This is a genomic window from Vibrio sp. YIC-376 (genome assembly GCF_052353105.1).
Lineage (GTDB): Bacteria > Pseudomonadota > Gammaproteobacteria > Enterobacterales > Vibrionaceae > Vibrio.
In genome coordinates this window covers 37843-58580 of record NZ_JBBWFK010000017.1, presented here as the reverse complement: position 1 = coordinate 58580, position 20738 = coordinate 37843, and the positions used below count along the sequence as shown (strand labels likewise).

Annotated in this window: 19 protein-coding genes; 6 read left to right on the top strand and 13 right to left on the bottom strand. The window is 42.9% G+C overall.

Annotation, left to right across the window (positions count from 1 at the left end):
• Nucleotides 1-1173, bottom strand: coding sequence for a macrolide transporter subunit MacA (gene macA, locus WJM94_RS21590; protein WP_444496230.1), 1173 nt, complete (start codon nucleotides 1171-1173; stop codon nucleotides 1-3).
• Between the two features lie 323 nt (nucleotides 1174-1496).
• Here macA and WJM94_RS21585 point away from each other — a divergent pair, with 323 nt between their 5' ends.
• Nucleotides 1497-1934, top strand: coding sequence for a hypothetical protein (locus WJM94_RS21585; protein ID WP_444496229.1), 438 nt, complete (start codon nucleotides 1497-1499; stop codon nucleotides 1932-1934).
• A 70-nt stretch (nucleotides 1935-2004) separates the two neighbouring features.
• On the opposite strand, the gene WJM94_RS21580 is transcribed toward WJM94_RS21585, so the two are convergent.
• Nucleotides 2005-2544 (bottom strand): NUDIX domain-containing protein, encoded by a 540-nt coding sequence (locus tag WJM94_RS21580; protein WP_444496240.1) that lies wholly within the window; start codon nucleotides 2542-2544, stop codon nucleotides 2005-2007.
• Nucleotides 2545-2595: 51 nt separating this feature from the next.
• Nucleotides 2596-3270, bottom strand: coding sequence for a pyrimidine 5'-nucleotidase (gene yjjG, locus WJM94_RS21575; protein WP_444496228.1), 675 nt, complete (start codon nucleotides 3268-3270; stop codon nucleotides 2596-2598).
• Between the two features lie 145 nt (nucleotides 3271-3415).
• On the opposite strand from yjjG, the gene WJM94_RS21570 reads away from it, so the two are divergent.
• Nucleotides 3416-4339: a LysR family transcriptional regulator gene (locus tag WJM94_RS21570; protein WP_444496227.1), complete on the top strand. Its 924-nt coding sequence runs from the start codon at nucleotides 3416-3418 to the stop codon at nucleotides 4337-4339.
• A 154-nt stretch (nucleotides 4340-4493) separates the two neighbouring features.
• On the opposite strand, the gene WJM94_RS21565 is transcribed toward WJM94_RS21570, so the two are convergent.
• The 8 genes from WJM94_RS21565 to WJM94_RS21530 form a co-directional block, all read right to left on the bottom strand.
• Nucleotides 4494-8612, bottom strand: a complete 4119-nt coding sequence (locus WJM94_RS21565; protein ID WP_444496226.1) for a M66 family metalloprotease — start codon at nucleotides 8610-8612, stop codon at nucleotides 4494-4496.
• Nucleotides 8613-8644: 32 nt separating this feature from the next.
• Nucleotides 8645-9511 carry a hypothetical protein gene (locus tag WJM94_RS21560; RefSeq protein ID WP_444496225.1) on the bottom strand — a complete coding sequence of 289 codons (867 nt, stop codon included), beginning with the start codon at nucleotides 9509-9511 and terminating at the stop codon, nucleotides 8645-8647.
• A 920-nt stretch (nucleotides 9512-10431) separates the two neighbouring features.
• On the bottom strand, nucleotides 10432-10908 hold the full coding sequence (locus WJM94_RS21555; protein WP_444496224.1) for a GNAT family N-acetyltransferase: 477 nt from the start codon (nucleotides 10906-10908) through the stop codon (nucleotides 10432-10434).
• A 43-nt stretch (nucleotides 10909-10951) separates the two neighbouring features.
• The gene (locus tag WJM94_RS21550; protein ID WP_444496223.1) at nucleotides 10952-11473 is read right to left on the bottom strand and encodes a GNAT family N-acetyltransferase; all 522 of its coding nucleotides are present in this window, start codon (nucleotides 11471-11473) and stop codon (nucleotides 10952-10954) included.
• A gap of 8 nt (nucleotides 11474-11481) precedes the next feature.
• Nucleotides 11482-11832, bottom strand: a complete 351-nt coding sequence (locus WJM94_RS21545) for a DUF3147 family protein (protein WP_444496222.1) — start codon at nucleotides 11830-11832, stop codon at nucleotides 11482-11484.
• A 287-nt stretch (nucleotides 11833-12119) separates the two neighbouring features.
• A complete protein-coding gene (locus WJM94_RS21540; protein ID WP_444496221.1) occupies nucleotides 12120-12497 on the bottom strand; it encodes a hypothetical protein in 378 nt (125 codons plus the stop codon).
• A 235-nt stretch (nucleotides 12498-12732) separates the two neighbouring features.
• Nucleotides 12733-13287: a sugar O-acetyltransferase gene (locus WJM94_RS21535; protein ID WP_444496220.1), complete on the bottom strand. Its 555-nt coding sequence runs from the start codon at nucleotides 13285-13287 to the stop codon at nucleotides 12733-12735.
• A gap of 115 nt (nucleotides 13288-13402) precedes the next feature.
• Nucleotides 13403-13801, bottom strand: coding sequence for an OsmC family protein (locus tag WJM94_RS21530; RefSeq protein ID WP_444496219.1), 399 nt, complete (start codon nucleotides 13799-13801; stop codon nucleotides 13403-13405).
• 174 nt (nucleotides 13802-13975) lie between these two features.
• Here WJM94_RS21530 and msrB point away from each other — a divergent pair, with 174 nt between their 5' ends.
• Together msrB and WJM94_RS21520 are read left to right on the top strand one after the other, a co-directional pair.
• Nucleotides 13976-15115 (top strand): peptide-methionine (R)-S-oxide reductase MsrB, encoded by a 1140-nt coding sequence (gene msrB, locus WJM94_RS21525; RefSeq protein ID WP_444496218.1) that lies wholly within the window; start codon nucleotides 13976-13978, stop codon nucleotides 15113-15115.
• 10 nt (nucleotides 15116-15125) lie between these two features.
• Nucleotides 15126-15281: a DUF2256 domain-containing protein gene (locus WJM94_RS21520; RefSeq protein WP_444496217.1), complete on the top strand. Its 156-nt coding sequence runs from the start codon at nucleotides 15126-15128 to the stop codon at nucleotides 15279-15281.
• Nucleotides 15282-15345: 64 nt separating this feature from the next.
• Here the strand turns inward: WJM94_RS21520 and WJM94_RS21515 are convergent, their stop codons facing one another.
• Nucleotides 15346-16890, bottom strand: coding sequence for a cryptochrome/photolyase family protein (locus WJM94_RS21515; protein WP_444496216.1), 1545 nt, complete (start codon nucleotides 16888-16890; stop codon nucleotides 15346-15348).
• Between the two features lie 182 nt (nucleotides 16891-17072).
• On the opposite strand from WJM94_RS21515, the gene gefA reads away from it, so the two are divergent.
• On the top strand, nucleotides 17073-18086 hold the full coding sequence (gene gefA, locus WJM94_RS21510; RefSeq protein ID WP_444496215.1) for a diguanylate cyclase GefA: 1014 nt from the start codon (nucleotides 17073-17075) through the stop codon (nucleotides 18084-18086).
• 115 nt (nucleotides 18087-18201) lie between these two features.
• On the opposite strand, the gene WJM94_RS21505 is transcribed toward gefA, so the two are convergent.
• Entirely contained in the window at nucleotides 18202-18780 is a 579-nt protein-coding gene (locus WJM94_RS21505) for a hypothetical protein (protein ID WP_444496214.1), read from the bottom strand.
• A gap of 175 nt (nucleotides 18781-18955) precedes the next feature.
• Between WJM94_RS21505 and WJM94_RS21500 the strand changes: the two genes are divergently transcribed.
• Entirely contained in the window at nucleotides 18956-20512 is a 1557-nt protein-coding gene (locus WJM94_RS21500) for a DUF3612 domain-containing protein (RefSeq protein ID WP_444496213.1), read from the top strand.
• The last annotated feature ends 226 nt before the right edge of the window (nucleotides 20513-20738 follow it).

Sequence of the window (20738 nt, the reverse complement as noted above, 5' to 3'; positions counted from 1 at the left end):
TTATAACCCCATTGGAGGTCCAGGACGTCTGCTACTTGACGAACCACCTGCCATTGCTGTGCCCAATACCACTTGATCGCCTTCTTGCAGTCCAGAAAGAATTTCAACATTTACTTTATTGTTGATACCGACTTCAACTGGCTTTTGAACAACTTGACCGTTTTCCAAAACCGGAACCGTATAAGCGTTTTTGCCACCCGCCTTTTGCAGTACTTGTGCCGGGATAATGAGTGTATCTTGAGATTCTTCCAGAACAATGGAGACCTGAGCCGTCATACCAATACGTAAAGTGCCTTTAGGGTTATCAACGTCAAAAACGGCGTTGTAGTAAATGGCATCACTATCAGAGATCGTTAAATCACTGTCATCACCATCCATGATCGTTGGACCAGGCTCGATGGCACGTAGTGTACCCTCATACTGCTGATTAGGCTGACCAAGGATCGTGAAAACGGCAGTTTGACCGGGATGAACGAAAATAACATCCGCTTCAGAGATTTCGGCTTTTACCGTCATTGTATCCAGCTTAGCAAGTTCGATGATGGTTGGCGTGGTCTGGTTAGCGTTGACGGTTTGTCCTTCTTCGACAGACGTGTAAACCACGGTGCCATCCATCGGAGCGTTGATCGTCGTGTAGCCAAGGTCGACTTTGGCACTATCAACACTGATCTTAGCTTTTTCGATTTCAGCGTCGAGCTGGGCTAATTCTGCTTTGTAAATTGCCAATGACGCTTCGGCACTTTCGTAGTCAGCTCTTGAACTGGCTTTCGCGGCTAACATGCCTTTCTGACGAACATATTCGTAGTTTGCCTGCTTGATTTCGGCCTGTTTCGCTTTGTATTGAGCGTTGAGGCTATTCAATGAGGCTTGAGCCTCTTTGAGGCTATTTTGTTGGGTCAGGCTATCGATTTGGACGATAAGATCGCCTTGTTTTATCTCGTCACCGAGACTGACTGCCAGACTTTGTATTTGACCAGACACCTGAGCACCGACATTGACCAGCTTAGATGCCTGCAACATACCGTTAGCCAAAACAGCTTTTTCAATGTTTCCTTTACGTACTGTTTCCGTGGCATATGAGGAAAGCTCTTCTGGAGGCTGTAAAAAGTACGCGCCAGCCGCACCAGCGAGAAGAAGGCCACACAATGCAAGCCATTTTTTCTTGAGTTTCATAAAAGATGTGAAGTAAGTAATCGTTATTATTTTATACTGCGATTTGATGTTTACGTATAGGCAGCTTGCCGTAAAGAAAAGTAAAGTATCGTCAAGATTGAGTATTTCGAAGTCAAAATATCCTACCTAAATTAAACAGTTAGATGCATATTCTGAACTAAACTTAGCTCAGGATTTACAAGTAAGAAGACTCTGGCACAACCGTTCAATACCAAAATGGCCGAGTTCCATTTGTAAGACAAAGCAAGCTTTTACTTAAAAAGACATCACAATGTTCATCAACTTGATTTAAAAAACGTCTAGGTTAATCGCGAGGAAAATACATGAAATTGTTCAAAGCTATCACACTCTCTCTATTGGTTGCTTTTACCTCTTTTCAATCAGTCGCCAGCGATAGCGACTGGGATAAAATAGCTGAAAAAACCGTAAGCTTTAAATCCGAAACAGACACGGTAAATCCACTTTCACCATTTGCTAATGCTCGCTTTAGCCACATAAAGATCAAATGTACGCAAGGTACGGTGAATCTAAAAAGCATTAAAGTGGTTATGAAAGATGGTCAGGAAAAGACATTCGACAGTTTAGGTGTACTTACCAATGGCATGTCATCACGCGGCCTGAGCCTACCGACCAAAGATGAAGCGAAATTAGATAAGATCGAGTTGAACTATGAATCGGTTGGTAGCACTGCGCTTCAAGTGGCAGGTGTGGCCAAAAAAGCGCATGTGGAGATCTTAGGTAAAAAAGTCGACGACAAGTAAGCGTTGACGCTGTCTATATACAGCGGCACCATGCCGCTGTATATCGTAAAAACAAAGATGACTAGTTAAATTAAATCAACTTCTTAAGCTTAGCCAAACCATACGCTGCAATGGTAACACTGTCTTTGATGGTGCCATCAATCATCATTTGCTCGAACTCTTCTACAGCAAAATCCTGAGTAATAAGATCCTCTTCTTCGCTATCAAGCTGATTACCAACTTCAGTAAGATCGCTTGCAAAATAAACATGGCAAGTCTGATTCAGAAAACCGTAAGCAATAAACTGTGCGCCAACATACTCCATAGTTCCAGCCAGCATGCCAGTTTCTTCACGCAATTCACCTTTTGCCAGTTCCAAAGGATCAACATCAGGGCTTGATTCCCAGGCACCTTGCGGAATCTCCCAACAGCGTTGCCCCACGGTATAGCGATACTGCTGAACCAAATGAATCACCCCATTATCGACAGCAAGAATCGCAGCACAGTCTGGTTTATCGACGACACCATAGATGCCTTCAGCCCCGCTTGGACGTAAAATTTTATCTTCACGAACTGTCATCCACTTGTTTTGATAAACCACTTTGCTGTCTAGCTGTTTGATATCCGACATCATTAATCCTTTGTTTTCTTTGGTGTAGTCACCTACTGTACTGCGAACCAACTAAGCCAACAAAATATTCTGTAGCTCACTCAGAGACTCGACGGTATAGCTTGGAGCAATTCTCTCATCCACACTTGCGCCATTGGTGTTCAGCCAACACGTTTCGATACCAAAGTTATTACCGCCCAGGATATCTGAGTGAAGGTTGTCACCCACCATCAATACTCGGGTCTTACATGGATTGCCCATTTGAAGCATCGCGTATTCAAATATGCCTAAATCTGGTTTTGCGACACCGACTTGCTCGGAAATCACGACTTGATCAAAGTATGCGGACATTCCCGTACGTTCAAGGCGAATAGCCTGTAGTTCAGTAAAACCATTGGTGATGATACCCATTTTAGCTTTACCTTGTAGCGCTTCCATCAGCTCTTTAGCGCCCGGCAACAAGCTACAGATATCAGCCATGGCTTCTAAAAATGCGCTATTTAATTCTGCGGTGGTGGTATTGAGCTTTTCCGCCCACTGAGTAAAACGTTTATGCTTTAGCTCATCTGCCGTTACTTTACCGTCTTGGTACTCTACCCATAAAGGTTTGTTTACGGTTTGATAGTGAGCATAGTCTTGCTCAGTAAAATCTACGCCTTTGCGAGAAAACATCAGCTGTAAACCTTTGAAGGCATCAAAGTGGAACAAGGTTTCGTCAGCATCAAACAGGATCCAATCGTACTTCATTTTTTCATCCCAAATTTAAAGGTCGTCGATAATCTTATGGGTGCATAGTCTAGATTGTTTTCATCTGGAAGATAATCACTATAATTGGAAATTAATTGTATCTCTAAAATCAACAATTAAATCCATTCCATATAAGGAGATTGATGTGACTGCGATAGCTTCTCTTCCCATATTTGTGGCTGTGGTTGAGTGCGGCAGCTTTTCGTTGGCGGCTAAACAACTTAATCTGACCAAATCTGCTGTCAGCAAACGCATCAATCAACTAGAAGATGATCTTGGTATCCGCCTGCTTAATCGCACCACGCGTAAATTAAGCCTTACCGAAGCGGGACGACGATACTTTGAATACGCATCTCAAGCCGTCAATCTGGCCCAACAAGGTGTCGATGCGGTTTCTGAGCTGCAAGGTTCTCCGCAAGGTCGACTCAAAATCACGGTGCCGATGTCGTTTGGCGTGCTGCATATTGCCCCTTTAATCAGTGAATTCCTTATCCGCTATCCCAAGATAGAAGTGGATTTACACCTCGAAGATAAAATGGTCGACTTAATAAAAGATGGCTTCGATTTGGGTATTCGAATTGGTGAACTGGCTTCCTCTAACTTAGTTGCCAAACGTCTCGCTCCTTGCAAAAGTATTCTCTGCGCATCTCCTGATTATCTCGCTCAACATGGTACTCCACAAAAACCCAGTGATTTAGTTGCACATAACTGCCTGCTTTATTCTTATTTTCGGGGTGGCGTGGAATGGGTTTTTCTGAATAATGGCAGTGAGTACCGCGTGCTACCTAAAGGCAACTTTGTGGTAAACAATAGTGAAGCCATTCGTCAGCTCCTTCTTAGAGGCTCCGGAATTGCACAGTTACCCACTTTTATCGCATCACGAGATATTTCTGCTGACAACCTAAAAGTGGTAATGGAAGACTACGCTCTGCCAGAGCACGCCATTTATGCCGTATTCCCAGAAAGAAAACATATGCCGCTAAAAGTAAGAGTATTTATCGACTACATTAGTGAGAAACTCGGTACTGATTTGCCCTACTGGGATCGATACAGCAGTCCAGATAAATAATCCTATTGGAAAGAACTCAGCGAGATTTTCATTTTGCCCGAGTATTCATCCACCGTAATAGGCTAACGTAAGTTATGCATCAGTCAAACTAAGGCGTTAAGCAATAAAAAGGCCTGCGGCAATGCAGGCCTTAGCTTTAGTTTTTGAGTATCACTTATTCAAAGTCACTTGCGTCTGGTAGACGATCAAGCATCTTATAGTAATCTCCAGCGACAGCACCAATATCACCACGAAGATACGCTTGAATCATGTTCAGATCTTTTAGCCACAACTCTTTATCCTCATCTGAGGACGCCATGTAGCCTGCGTACACATTGTCGACAGCAAACATCATTTGTTGGGTGTATCCGTTGAAGATCAAAAGCATCGCATCTGAGTAGGCTTCGAACGCTTTTAGGTCACTGTGCGCTTCACCACCTTGGTAACTCAATGTTCTCGCGTTAGCGTCAAATAGGATGTCTCCTGAAGCAATGTTTGCATTCACAAAATTGATGAATGATTGGCTAAACTTCAGAACACCTGCTTCGATATCGGCATCAATCGTTGTCTTCATTGCATTGACCATCGGGGCATCTAATAGAAGTACCGCATCATGATATGCAGGAAGAATTGAAGTACGGAATGGGCCCCATGCGCTCTCAATGTTAGCGGCAATCACACTTAATTCTTCTGGATTATAGCTATCCAAGTAAGTTTTCAGGTCGTAGCCTTCCGACGTTACCAGTTGGTTCGCGTAGTCATAGGCAAGTTTGTTTGCTTTTGTTGCTACGAACTTCTTACCGTCGATAACGAACTCCACCTTATCACCCGCGATAATGTCATAGCGATCTTGCTGCTTGGTGAAAACATCAAACTGAGCTTTACCGCGTGACTTTACTTTGTAGTCGTCAGACTGCATTTGGCGCACACCCATTCTTAGAAGAACATCACCGATACGCTCGCGGCTTCGGCTATCAATATCTAAGAAGTTGGCAATACCACGAGGCATTGGTGGCAAAGATTCCATCTGCTCAGTGCTATGCAGATTCACGCTCACACCTTTTAGATTCTGGTATTCCTTACCGTCTTTATCAACCAATGCGACTGGCGTATTCAGGGCATCATTCACCAAAATGTTATTCATGATGTCTTCGTACTCTGACTGCACACCTGTAATATCAAGCAACGACGCAAAGCTCACTTCATCGGTATAACGGGTTGAGAATCGGCGTGCTAAGAAGTAGCTTGCCAATGCTTTGTCTGGCCAGTAACCCAAAACAGAGATGGCATTTGACCAAGGGTAATCCGGATCAAAGCTGCCAATTGAGTTTAGGAAGCGACCATTTGCGGTTTCAGCCACTGCCGTATAACCACTTTCTGCATCTTCAATAAAGCCAGCCACTAAGTCATCAAAACAGTTCGCAGTTTGAAGGTCGTAGTCGGCAGGGATTTGGTAAGCGTTATTATCCAGCAATTGACCAAACGAAATGACTTTTTGACTTTCTGCTGCATTTTCAATCACACATTGGTGCTCAGGCGTGCGCAACACATCAAGGAAGAATGCCGCAGATTTTTTCGCACCATATGCATAATCACAGAACCACCTATTGTCTGCATTACCCTCATTACAGTATTCAGGGTTTGATACAAGACGTAGCAAGAAATCCCCTGGCTTGTCTGTACTCGATGTTAAACCCAGATTCGTATACACGTTGTCAATGCGCTCTAAATCTTCCATCTTATCGCGGATAGAGCTCATTTCCCTAAAGCGACGAACCAGATAGCTTGGGTAATCAGATGAGTACAGACCGTTTGTACCGTACATCACTAAGTTGCGACGATCATAACTATCAAGATAGCTTTGCCATTCGTACGACACGATCTCTTCTAAGTTTGTGCCTTCATCAAAACGGTTACAATCACTGTTTAGTGACACGTTGCCATCAGTACAGAAGTCGTAAGGCTTGCGTTCAATCTCGTTCACCTTATCTAAGTAGTAGAGAACACCGTAACGAGTCTTCGCATCCAGCTCTACATCATCAGACAACGCAGCCGCATCAAATCGGCTAAAGTCACAGTTGTACAGAGACTTACCTTCATCATCGCCCGATAACGTCTTAACCTCCGAGCACACCATTAGAGAATCATTCTCTGAATTGTCACCAAACTTGTACGCAAAGCTCTGTTGGTATGCCTGCAGCTCAGTTAGATAGCGTTCGTATGCCGCTTTTTCTTCATCACTCGCACTGTCTGCTGGTTTTTCGACTGGTGCAGGAGCCGAACCTGAAGCGTTTTGGATAGTTTCTACTTTACGGCCATAGGCAAACTTGAATGCCGCAATGTCATACAGACCCCAAGTTGGCGTTTCATCCAACATGCTTGGTGCGTAGTCCATCGTCGAGCTGTAAGCAGGAATGTTATTCAAGCCAAGTTGATGTGCTTGCTCCAGGGTATAGTAGTTCTCTTTATCATTAGAAGCCTTGAAGTTATGACGCAGGCCCATGTTATGACCAAGTTCGTGTACTAATGTATTGCTGTACGTCGCCACCGTAATCGCATTGGCGGCTTCTACTTGCAAATCTTTTGGTAGGTATTTCCATCGCTTCAGATGACGAGACGTTTCATTACCAGCATCATCAAGTTTGATCTCAAAATAACGGTCATCATCGAGTTGCAAGTTATCTAGCATTGCTTTGTTGGTTGATGAAACCCACGATGCTTCAATTGGATAAACGTTGTTTTCCGCCCAGAAAGACAAACGGTTTTCTTCTGCCGCAACAACGTCTTCGAACGCCATATCATCATTGAAGTTTGAAAGCAGTTGCGTCGGGCTCTTAGTCACCGCTTCGCCAGAAATCATTTCTTCTTTCGCGATTAGTGGCGCATGAACATTCTCATCAACGTTCAGCTTCTCCATTGCTGCCAGAGTCGACAGTGCTTCAATTCTTTCCGAAACGTCTGTTTTCACCTTAGTAGCGCGGGTTTGCAATGGCTCCAATCCATCCAAATCCAACTGATTACGATTATAGAATCGAGCCAAGTTATCCCAGTAGAAAGGCACACCAGTTCTTGCTACACCAGCATATTGGTTAACGTGTGCTTTGATAATTTCGCCCGTCATCGGGTTAGAAACTGAAGGACCGTACCCCAACAAACCATTGGCTAGTGGTTCATCAATCAGGTTAATCACGTTGTAACGCAAGTCACCAGGATGTATGCCAGCCGCTGAGGTTTTGTTCACTATCTCAATTTCTGGTTTCCCAGAATCTGCACCAAATACTCTAAGCGTTTGATTCATTTTATCGATCGACTGAAGTGTCGCATCAAGAAATAGTTTGTTCTTCTCTTCAAAGAAATTGTCGCTCAAGTAATATTCAATTGAGTCTTGATCTGGGTTGAAGCGGTTCAGGTAAACCACATCTCGGTCGTACTTATTTGTTATCGGATTCAGTTTTTTGGTCGAAGTGGTGAAAAAGCCAATGTCGTTCTCATCGCCAACTGGGTACAGAATTGGTTGGTAGCCTTCTGTTGCGATTTCACTTTCATGAACCAAAGAGTAATAGAAACGAGATTTGAATGCGCCGTCAACAAGCGCTTCTTCCAGGCTCGCTTTAGTGGCAAAGTTGATGTAATCAGACAACTTATCTAAATCAACACGGAACGTACGCTCTAATTCGAAGTTCAGTATGCCTTTCTCAGGCTCAAAGTCCCAGGAGATGAGTCGTGGCGTGCCTTGTTCAGAGATACCGTCATTGACGCCGTACAGATCTTCCTTATTGAACTCAGCAACCTCGAGCTCTTCTGGATTAGGTGTAAAGTGTGTTTTCTGCTTGTAGACCAAGCTATCATCGTCATTAACTTCTTCTTGGTTGGTACAGTCGCCGTACGAGTCTTCCTCACAGCGATATGCAGCAAAATCACCAGGGATGGAAAGCACTTGCGCAAAGTTTACATCGTCGTCATCTGCGACAAACTTCTCTTCACCACAGTAGTTATTTACGTCTTTGGTTAGCTTTGCATCAGGGTAGTTTTTATCGTAGCTACGAACTTCCAGACCCTCTTTCGTAAAACACAATTCAACGTAGCGAGGGGAGCCTTGCAAGAAAGGAAATTGGTTTAACGCGAATCGTGGAGCTGCGCCTGTCGTCGGTACATAGAACCAGCGACCGTTTTTTAGATCCTTAACCGCAACCTCTTTTGCATCTCTTTCAACATAGTCATAAGCCTGATCGTCTGCTCCACAACCAACGAGCACGGCTGTAATTGCTGACACCAGTGTCAATTTTTTAAACATTGTTTGGATATCCTTAATTTTCTTTTATTTTCCTAGAAGGAGTAAGTTACTTCGGCGATGTACGAGGTTTTTTCTTGGTCTAACAAATCAATGTTGCCCAATGTGCCTCGCTCAGCATCGTGATAGAAACCTGTCGATGACACTGCGAGTAACAAAGACCAGTCGTCATCAAACTTATAAGAACCGTACAAAGCACCTTCGTACTTCCAGCTGCTTCTACGAGTGCCTTGATAACTGATGGTGTTTCCACCTAGGGCAGTCATCCCCATAGAAAACGATTCCCACGACTTTTCCGCTAAAGTGAACACCGAGTAACTCCACTCCGTCAGAGAGCGTCCACCCATGGTTTTGTATTCGTGAAAATTTTTTCTGACTCTTGGGGAAATGGAGAAATCGATACTCCAGACAGAAAAGGAAATAGGCACTGCCAAACGAAATGCTGTTTGCAGTTCATCTTTACGTGAGGCTTCTGAGGTAGGAATTGTGAACTGACCAGCAATACCGATTTTTCCCGTATCGCCGAAGCGATAAAGGTTTGAGTATTGCAAACCTAATACCGAGTCCGTTGCGTAAGTCCCGACTTCGTCCTCTAGGGCCCGATAACCACCAGCAGAAAAGTAAGCTTTTATATCGTTAGAAAGGGAATAACTGAGATCGCCTCCCCAAGAAAAATTGCGGACGGCTCGGTAATCGTCTTTATCGTAAATGTTTGTATCGTAAGATAGGTAAACGGCCCCACTTAACTTGCAAACAATACAGGACGTGTCTCCTTCATTGTGTGTAGATTCTGGCCCGCTGCTATCGAATACACTCGTTTCCTCTGCGAATGACGGCATTGAAAATAGCGTACCCAACAACATTGCAAGCGGCGTCATCATCCACTTTGTTGTGTGCTGCATTTTTTAAAACTTCCATGAAAATTAAGTTTATTAGAATAAACTTAAAGACAAACAGATTATCGGGATGAATTTCCATAAAAATGGCCAATCAAACCCAACAAGCCTATCAACCACAAGATTTATCTTATGGTTAAATCCTTATTTTATTTTTTAATACTATTTATTTAGTTTATTAGGTATCACTTATTGTATAAGCATGAGTTTCTTTTATATTTTATATGTTCGATGTATCACCATCATATTAAAAATAGAGAGAACAAATCCAAATCCATAAAATTAAAGACAAATACCAATAAGTATCAACAAGTTGAAAATAGGCAACATTAAGGAACAAATAGAAGATATATTATAACCAAAGCATACAACCTGCTTATAAGAACATGAGTTAATTTAATAATTTCTGTTATTAAATTAAGACAGGTCAATTATCTATTCCTAAGATTGGCGTGATATTCATAGGAGAAATCACTGATGCTGTCCGTTGTTAATAATTAATTTCGCATTTAATACAAAACATATAAATAAGATCAAATTCGAATTTTCTAATATATCGATTTGGCATTTCATCTTTTTGAATAGAAAATCAAATCCACAGCAAATTAAAAGCCAACAAAACATTCACGAAACGAATAATTATGAACTCCGAATCCATTTAATAGCACACTTGGTCTGCATATATTTGAAATTTTATTCATTTAGATATTTTTTTATAAAATCAAAAAAATGCGATTCAATTCACGAGCAAGACTAAATATCAATTGAATCAGTCATTTAATACCTCACAGATAGTTACCACTCCACGCTGCGATAAGAATCAAATACCTGCCAGATATTCACCTAGTCGGCAGGTTTGATATCGTGAAGTGTTAAACGAAGTTGTAGTGAAGCATCTGAGGTTTGGAGAGTAGGCTGGCAAAGACTCACAAAGAGTAATGAAAGAGTGCTCCTTTTAATTCAAAACCCAACTTTTCGAACAAAGCGCGAGAACGAAAGTTGTCTTCATCAATATCTGCGACCAATTGATATATCCCTTGTGATTTAGCATGCGAGAACAACAGGCCCAGTGCTTCAGACATATAGCCCTGATTCCAGTACCTGGCATTAAGAAGACACCCTATTTCACAACATGATCGACAATGACTGAACGTGTGTAAGCCACAAGTGCCAATGACTTTATTCGACGTTTGTTCAACGATCGCCCATTCCAGAGACTCATTAAGCGTTTCTAATCGAGTCACGCTCTCCATCATCTGATGAATCATCGCTAAAGAGGTAAATGTTGGGTCTGAAGCGAACTGCATTGTTTGTACATGGCCATAAATCTCAAACAGATCCTCAGCGTCATCAACTCGAATCGTCCTTAGAAATACGCGCTCACCATATAAATCAGGCTTCATTAATATCCTTTTTTGTATAGTACGTTAGTCAAATCAGAGGTAACTAATACATGTAACCCAGCCAATCCAGATGACCAGCAGACCAGTTTTTACCGCTAACTGGTTTTACATATAAATCATCGACCTGTTCTACCGCGACACCATAATTTTTATGCTCATATAATCGTAGCCACGAATTGATAGAATCCACTCGCTGATAGCCATTCGCAGTATAAAAGTCATGTAAGTCAGAGATTAAGATGATGAAATCCACCTCTTTGGTAGAGGCGTAATAAGAAAGGTGAGACAACATTGCAGTTCCCATCCCTTCCCCTTGATGAACATCATCGATACAAAAATCGATGATACCTAACACTTTGTAAACAGTATCCCCCACACTCACAACCCGATAATCTAACCCCATATAGCCAACAAGTTGGTTACCTTGATATTTCAAGGCTCTCATGTGAGGAAGTTGCTTAAAATAGGAGCGAGGAACTTGGTGATCTGGAAACGACTGATTACGCAGGGCCTCTATCTCAGCATGTTGCTGTTGTGACAATTCAATCTCAGGGTAGATATCCACTTCTCACCTTATAATAAATTGATTCCAAAGTGCTTGCCGACAAAGTGTGCTATTCCAAAACAGGTAATGGATATCAAACAACTTATCAGCAGGGTGATCCAAAAAGAGTATTTGGTCAGTAAATATGGAAATAGCAAAAACATGGGCAATGTTGGCAAAACATACCAGAAGGTATAAAACGCATGATTTGAGAGCTTTTCATCTCCTTGCCCTTCAACGTACATCCAGATAAGAGCCATAATGGTGACGGTGGGCAGTGCTGCAACCAAAGCGCCTAATTTATCGCTTCGTTTCGCAACTTCAGAGACAAGAACAACAATACCCGCCGTTGTTAGGTATTTGATTACAATCCACCACATCTCTGTACGCCTCACTCCATCACTTTTGCACGTCTATAATGCAACCCTTAGAAGTTGTTCACAATTTATTTACACTTTGAACGTTCCAATTTTGCGAAGTTAAATTAAAAAGAAGACTGGTACTGCATAAACCTGCCCATACTTTTGTAATTTTCACTATTGCAGTTTGCATACCGAACTAGAAATGCGAGCTTCTGTATCCAGTCGAACATAGTAGATTAAGTGCGGTAGCCAAAAGCTATGCTTTTCGTGTTGAACAATAGCCTGTTTATTTTTGGTTTCGCTATTTATTTTACTGATACTAGCGGAGCACAAAACGAAGAGATAACAAGCGAAATACAAAATAACCCAATGGAAGTGCTCCAAGGCAAACCAACCTGATAAACAAAAATGCTCAGTACAGCACTGAATATGACCGCTATAGCACCTTGGGTCATTGCCGATTTTATTTGTAGCTGAGGACAAAAAAACAGACAGCTAACGGCAAACACCACACCGGATAATATTGCAAGTCCTCCGGCATATATCGCAGCAATGAGCGCAAATCCCTCCCGCCAGCCACTGTTAGGAGAAAAAGTTAAATAGGATGTGATAGCGCCAGTCACACTTAAAGGCAGAAATACGGTAAGCGTAAAAGCCAATATGATGATCAATTTGCGTCCCATTATTGGCTCCTATTCATTCAGATTAAATCGAGAACGAGTATCTGCCTCTTATCAGACAGGCGACCCAGAAAATGACATCCATTAATTATAAGCTCAAGAGCGGTAAGTCGTGACATAGATGGTTTATGGAAAAGATTGACGCGAAACCATAAAGATTGAAAAGTGGATTGTGGAACGCAGGCCAGATGAGTGCTAAACCAACCTGCGACTTTTCTGCTTAGAGATAAATATAAACTTAAGCGTCTTCGTCCAAACGACGAATCAATTTTGCAGGTGTACCACCGTATAGACAATCTGGCGGCACGTCACTGTTTACCACTGAGTTTGCGGCGATGATTGAACGAGCACCAATAGTTACACCTTGATTAATGACAGCATTACCACCAATCCATACATCGTCTTCGATAGTGATCGGTTTGCAAAACGTCTCCCAGCGGCGGCGACTACGATAGTCCAGAGAATGAGATGCGGTGTAAAACTGTGCGCTTGGTCCAATCAACACGTGGTTTCCAATGGTGATTTTCGCACCGTCGAGCATCACCACGTTCATATTGATAAAGGTCTCTTCACCAATTTCAATTGTTTTGCCGAATTCGCAATGAAAGGGAGCTTGAACAACGCACAAACCCGCCTTACCAAACAACTGCTTTTGCAGCGCATCACGTTTGCTTTCATCCGTATTGCTGTTGAGTGCGCGCAGTGCATGTGTGGCGTGAGTTCTGATGGCATCAATTGATTCGTCCATACCATTAAACACTTGGCCAGACATCATTTTTTCTAATTCTGTCATTGGGAACTCCTACTACTTTAAACACCGCACACAGTACGTGATTTGATGATTAAAAAAAGAGAAAAGCCAACGCTTTTCTCTTTCCCATTTTCTGAATTTTTAAATTTTGAGTGGCTTATACAATTTCCCAGCTGTGAGTCATCTCAACACCCTGGCCTAGCATCAGACACACAGAACAGTATTTTTCGAGTGAATCAGACGCTACTTTAGCCACAATCTCCGGGTCAAGGTCTTCACCAGAGACTTCAAAATGGATATTCACTTGAGTAAAAATGCGTGGTGCCGTTTCACGGCGTTCTGTGGTTAATTTAGCGTTAACTGAACGTACCTTTTGATCTGCCGATTTTAAACCATCTACCACATCCACAGAGCTACAACCACCAGCGGCCATCAATACCATCTCCATTGGACTTGGTGCCGTCGCGCCGCCATTGCCGTCCATCACGACGGAGTGACCAGATTGAGACTGGCCAAGGAACTTAAAGTCTTCGACCCATTTAACTTCTGCTTGCATGGTTTTCCTCATATTTCTTCGCCCACTCTTTTATAAAACGAGCGGTGTGTTTCATGCGGATACTCTATCTTTGTTAGAAAAAAGGGCAAAGAAATTTTCAAAAATAGTGCAATTTTTTAGCTCTGTTGCCTTTCTACTTACGTAACAATTGAAAAAATAATGTTTGAGGATGCTATGAAGAATTTATCTAAGCTATTGATAGGATTATCTTTCGCGCTTCCAGTTTTGTTCCTGTTGCTAAGTAAAGCTGGTAGTGCTGATACAATGAGTAAAACTACTGCGTCAGAGAAAGTGGAAATTGCCACGCTTGCTGGCGGCTGCTTTTGGTGTACGGAATCAGATTTAGAACAACTACCCGGTGTATTAGACGTGGTTTCTGGTTATTCAGGCGGTCACGTTGAAAACCCAACCTATAAACAAGTGTCTTCTGGTAAGAGCGGCCATATTGAATCAATCGAGGTGAAGTACGATCCAAATATGGTGAGTTACGAGCAGGTGCTGGATTACTTTTTCAGACATATCGACCCGACGGATGATAAAGGATCATTCGTTGATCGCGGACCTCAATATCGCCCGGCGATTTTTTATCACAACACGCAACAAAAACAGATTGCAGAGCAATTTATGATGGAAATCGACAAAGCGAAGATCTATCCAAAACCACTCAAAACGGAGCTGATAAAATTTGAAAAATTCTATCCTGCAGAAGCGTACCATCAAGACTTTTACAAAAAGAGCAGTCTGAAATACAAATACTATCGTTACGCATCAGGTCGCGACAAATATTTGGATGAAGTTTTTGGTGATGACCGTAAAGATCGCCCGAAAACCCTTCGCCAACTCATTGAAGAGAAAAAGTTGCTATCGAAAGTAAAAACATACAGCAAACCGTCCCCGACCAAGATTAAGTCTACCTTAACCGAGATGCAGTATTACGTCACACAAGAAGAAGGGACGGAAAAACCGTTTGAAAACGAGTATTGGGACAATAAAGAAGCTGGTATTTACGTCGATATTGTTACTGGTGAGCCACTCTTCTCCTCGACTGACAAATACAAATCCGGTACCGGCTGGCCAAGCTTTACCAAACCAATCAATCCGGGATACATCGTGGAAAAAACTGATTATAAGTTGTTGTACCCAAGGACAGAGGTACGCAGTAAGTTCGGTGACTCACACCTTGGCCACGTGTTTGAAGATGGGCCCAAGCCAACAGGATTACGCTACTGCATGAATTCAGCGGCGATGAAGTTTATTCCCGTAAATAAAATGGCTCAGCTGGGGTATGGTGATTACTTGTACCTTTTCAAATAATTAGAAAAACATGAAGGGTTTTAAATCGCACTTACCGACGAAAATTTGCCCTGTGTGTAACCGCCCATTTCCCTGGCGAAAGAAATGGGCTCGAAATTGGACAGATGCCGTTTACTGCTCTGAGCGTTGTCGCCGCAGGAAGTCTTCACTAGCTCAGATGCAGTAAAGGCAGTGCCAAGGAAAACACGCCCAGCCTACCCCACCGTTTTCGCCTGCAACCAAAATATTCATTACAAGTTCTCCAAATCAGCGATGTATCGCTCCGCAGTATCCAAAATGGCTTGCCGCTGTGATTCTTCCATATTGTCCCAGGAGCGAAAAATCATCCCGATACGTGGATTACTCACCAAGCGCTTCTCATGCTTGTACATAAAACGCCAATAGAGACTATTAAATGGACACGAGCCTTCCCCGCTCCGCGCTTTGTTATCGTATTGACAGCTTTTACAATAATCACTCATTTTGTTGATGTAGGATCCGCTGGCTGCATAAGGTTTAGTGCCGACAATACCGCCATCGGCGAACAGTGCCATGCCACGCGTATTGGGCATTTCCACCCATTCAATCGCATCGACATAAATGCCGAGGTACCATTCATCAACTTGGTCGGGATCAATTTCTGTTAGTAGGCAAAAATTGCCTGTTACCATTAACCGCTGAATGTGGTGTGCGTAGGCGTAATCCAGCGACTGCCCAATCGCATTATGCATACACGCCATCTTCGTTTGGCCATTCCAGAAGTAACCTGGCAAAGGTCGCATCGCTCCAAGCTCATTTCTCTGCGGATACTGAGGCATGTTAGCCCAGTAAACACCGCGTATGTACTCACGCCAACCTAAGATCTGGCGGATAAAGCCTTCAACCTGAGAAATATCAATGTCTGGATTCGAATGAAAGGCACGAAGCGCAGCATCAATCACTTCTTTAGGATGCAGCAGCTTGCAGTTCATCGAGAAAGACAATCGGCTATGATACAGACTCCACTTCGCCTCATGCTCTGCCGTCATCGCGTCTTGAAATCGGCCGAAATGAGGTAAACAGACTTGGCAAAAATGCGCCAGCAGAGACAAGCTTTGTGTTCGATTTACGGGCCACAGCAGATCGCCGCTAAGTTTACCAATAGTCTGGATGTTGTGTCGTTTTAGTCGCTCGATGGTCTCATTAACATTGAGGCTGAACTTCAAAGGCTTGGGGAGTTGATCGATGTCTTTTGCTTTTAGTTTATTTCGGTTATTAGCATCATAATTCCACTTTCCGCCGAATGGTTTGCCTTCTTGCATCAGTATGTTGAAACGCTTACGCATGCGGCGATAAAAGTGCTCCATGGTGATGTGTTTTCCCTGCGGGAAGTTCTGCTCGATTTCATCAAAAGGTAGTAAAAAGTGCTCCGAATCAACGCAACGCGTTACTACCCCTTCAAACTTTAGTTTGGCTAACTGCGCAAGTAACCGATATTCGTCCGGCCTCTGGTATTCAAATTTGATCGCGTCAACTGCACTGACATAGTGTTTCAATACTTGCTCGAGATTCTCAAAAGATTGCGTGTCATCCAAGGTCAAATGCAGTACATGATGTCCCTCACTTTGCTTCTCTGTGGCGAATTGCGCCATCGCAGAGAAAAAGGCGCACACCTTTTGAATGTGATGAGTAACGTAGGTGTTTTCTTGTTTGAGTTCTGCTATTAGATACAGTATTTTTTCATCAACTTTTTCGAACCATGAATGCTCACTATTGAGCTGATCACCAAGTATTAATCTCACCGTCTCATAACGCATTAATGACTCCTTATACAGACAACCCGTGCTTCAACTCTTTAATTTTAAATATGTTTATATGAAACGATCGAATTCTCTTCTGACTCCACATTTTTTGTATAAACTGATCAAAAATTTAAAGCGATACATGTCAATTTCCGTTACTCTAAACCCAATTCTATTTTGCTACTTCTATCGCAGAAATGACTGACGAGTTTAAGAAATCAACCGCTAACTTAAAAAAAGCGGTGCCGCTAATGATCAAAAATTATGTAGCCGCGACACCTGCCAACTATGCACTGTGGTATACCTACGTTGATAAAACGATTCCGGATCTTAATCTGGAGATGGATACAGTGTTAGAAAGTTACGGTATCTGCCCTCCTGCTACCACAACGCAACTGTATAAACGCTACGTTGCCAATAAAGCAGAAACCAGTCTAGAAGAGCTCAGATCCAACCTAGAAGTGTTACTCAATGAAGTGGCCAGCTCGATGAATGATACATTGTCCGATACATCCTCATTTTCAGATATGGTCGATAAGAGCTTCAATAAATTAGAAAAGGTCCAAGACAGTAACTTGAGTATCGAAGAAGTGATGAATGTTGTCCGCCAGCTCGTTGATGACTCTCACGAAATACGCCACTCAACTAAGTTTCTAAATCATCAACTGACGAACGCGAGCGAAGAAATCTCCCGTCTGAAAAATCAGTTGGCAGAAGTACAAAAAGACGCTTTATTTGACGGACTATCCAACCTTTACAATCGTCGCGCTTTTGATGCTGATCTGGCCTCATTGGTCGAAGCAAACCAAGCTATGAGTCTTGTCATGCTTGATATTGACCACTTCAAAGAGTTTAACGACAACTACGGCCACCTTTTTGGTGACAATGTCCTGAAATCTATCGCTCGTCGGCTACAGCAGAGCTGTCGTGATGGAGCCTGTGCTTACCGATTTGGTGGAGAGGAGTTCGCGTTGATCTTGCCGAATAAGTCACTGCGCATTGCTCGCCAATATGCTGATTCACTACGCCGCATGTTTGAAAAATTACGTGTCAAAGACAAACGAACCGGAAATCAGGTTCACAGCATAACCGCATCTTTCGGCGTGGCAGAATTTGAAGTTGGAGATACAGCGGACTCTCTCGTCTGTAAAGCCGATAAGCAGCTCTATGAAGCGAAACAGTTAGGTCGCAACCGAGTTATGCCTCTTTAGCGTCTGGAGCCCTGACGGCTACCTGCTTTGATTAGCGTTTTATCTCTGGCTGGCACTAAAAATAGCAAACCCTGCGTACTGGCAGGGTTTTGTCTATTGGGTGCGGTTTTTGGAATTAATCCACTTTGTAACAGTAGCTCAAGAAGTAGTCTTCACCATTTTTAGCGGTGTATTCTTTATCTTCACTGCATGCCATCGGCTTACCGTTCTTGTCGCCTTTCACTAGACTGATCCAGTGACGCATCGCAGTAGGTGCGTTACCTGTCAGTTCCGGGCTAAATGTTATGCGAGTTTCTAATTGAATATCATCGATATCCATCAACTCAACACTGCCTGTGCCTTTGTGACAACCGAAGAGCACTTCCACGTGGTTTCCAGACTCATCCTTGAACAGGATTGATTTAGGATCTTCTTTTTCGCCTGTGTATGCCACGAAGTGTTTTGGAATTTGCAGACCGCTATGAGAACCGTCTTTAAAGTACGCCAATACGTGGCGATAGTCGATTACATAACTTGATACGTCTTGGTGCGAGCCACTTTCCAAAGGGAACATGCGGTCTAGCAGTTGCTTAGCTTTAACTTGTTTCTCGCTCTGTTGCTCTGCACTTACCGCTTCGACGGCAAATACAGCTTCAGCGATAAATGGGCGTTGTTGTTGTTGCATCTCTTTTTTATCGAAGTTCAGCATATTCATCGTCGTATCCTCGTACTTTAAAACTCTTCCTAGAGTATTAACTTAATTCTGTTGTTTAAGTTTCAGGCAATTCTGTGAAGTTGATGATTAATTTCCTTGCCTGGACACTATGTAGATTAGCGAAATATTTACTACAATTTCACAACAAAAATTTTACAATGTGAATTTTACAAAAATGTCTGTGTCAAAAAGCTTAATTCGTCAGTCTCATTTTCTCGGTACAAAAATACGTAACCTGAGAAAAAACAACCATTTAACCATGGAAGATTTGTCTGCCCGCTGTATAAGAATTAATCCTGAGTACGCTCCGTCTGTTTCTTATCTTTCAATGATTGAACGAGGAAAACGCGTTCCAAGCATCGATATGCTTGAGGTTATCGCTGAAGTTTTTCAGAAAGATCCAGCTTGGTTTTTAGATGATGAACCTGAATTGGAAGCCATTACACCGAATAAAGGGAATCGAGGTGGCATTAATGGTATGGCACTGGAGCCAAGTTTCTTGTTTTCCAACGATATTCTTCAAATTGCAATTCCTGAAATGCTCTCCCAGACAGGAATTACAGGACGACAATTTGCTCACCTCTTGATTCGTGCACACCAAGAGAACCATCAGAACCACTTCCCGGATTTAGAGCGTGCCGCTGAAGAAGTCGGGCTGAAACGTTTGAATCTTTCGGTAGAAGACTTGATCGATATTGCGAAAAGTATGGGACTGGAAATCAGATGGGTAGACCGTGCTCCTCAAGATGTCATTGATGAACTGGGTGTTAGTGCGAAACAGCTAATCACTTCTTTTATGGAAGCGCCAGGAACCATTTATCTTAACAAGCGGATGCGCGATTATCCGACAAGACTGAAGTACGACTTGGCAGTCTATATAGGCCATAGAGTACTGCACAGCAATGACGCGATGAACAATGTGCTCTCCATCGGTCATCAGAACAACTGGGAGCAAATGGACAGTCCAGTTTCCAGCTCAGAACTAAACTCTCAAGATATTTTACAAGCATGGCGTGATTTCGAATCCAGCTTCTTTGCAGGTGCGCTGTTATGCCCTAAGGTTCCATTTCGTCAGTTGCTCGATCGCTCTGGCTACGAAATCGATGTGCACAAAAAAGCGGGGGTCTCCCCGTCTGTTGCTATGCGTCGAATGACGGTGGTATCGCCTTATCCGCATTGGCACTATTTTGATGCCTATGGCCCAGGAAAACTCAAAGCGGTTTATCGAGGAAATGGTATTCCACTTCCTTGGGGCAACATGCGTACAGTCAACGATCCTTGTCAGCACTGGGCAGTATTTCGTCGTTTAGCACAGCCTCTGGATACCAGTTCCGCGCAAATTTCAATTTTGAATGTCGGTGATGAGCCACGTATTTACTGCTGTGAATCGGTTAATGTCTTTGACCCTGCGGGTAATAATCGAGTGTTGTGTGCTGGCATAGATTTAAATCCGGCGATTTCTGCACAAGGTGGTGACGCAGTTTCCATCGCAGAAGAGCTAAAGTCTTTATGTGTCGCTTCCGGTGGCAGCAGCATGATTCCAGCTCATATTAAAAAGGACTTAACGACCATCGCTAAGATACTAAATATTAACTGGATAGAACGAGGTATTCAGACTCAGGCGAGACTCATTTGTTCCAGAGGTGCGGTGTGTCCAAGACAACCAAGTTGCTACAGCAAGTGCGAGGAGGCGGATGAGACTTGTAAGGACGTAAACATTCTTAGCCTCTAGAAAGAAAAAACGCCAATCACAATATCTGTGATTGGCGATATAAACTTGTGAACAATATGTATTCACTAACAACGTCAGTTGGCTAGGTGACCCTCGGCTTAATAAGGGTCAAATGTTATTAAGCACGATGTGTGCCAACTTTTAAAAACCCATTTTATAGCCGATCCAGATGCATATCGTTGCTTTATTAACCTAACTACTCGCATTTTGCAATTGCAAATTGCAA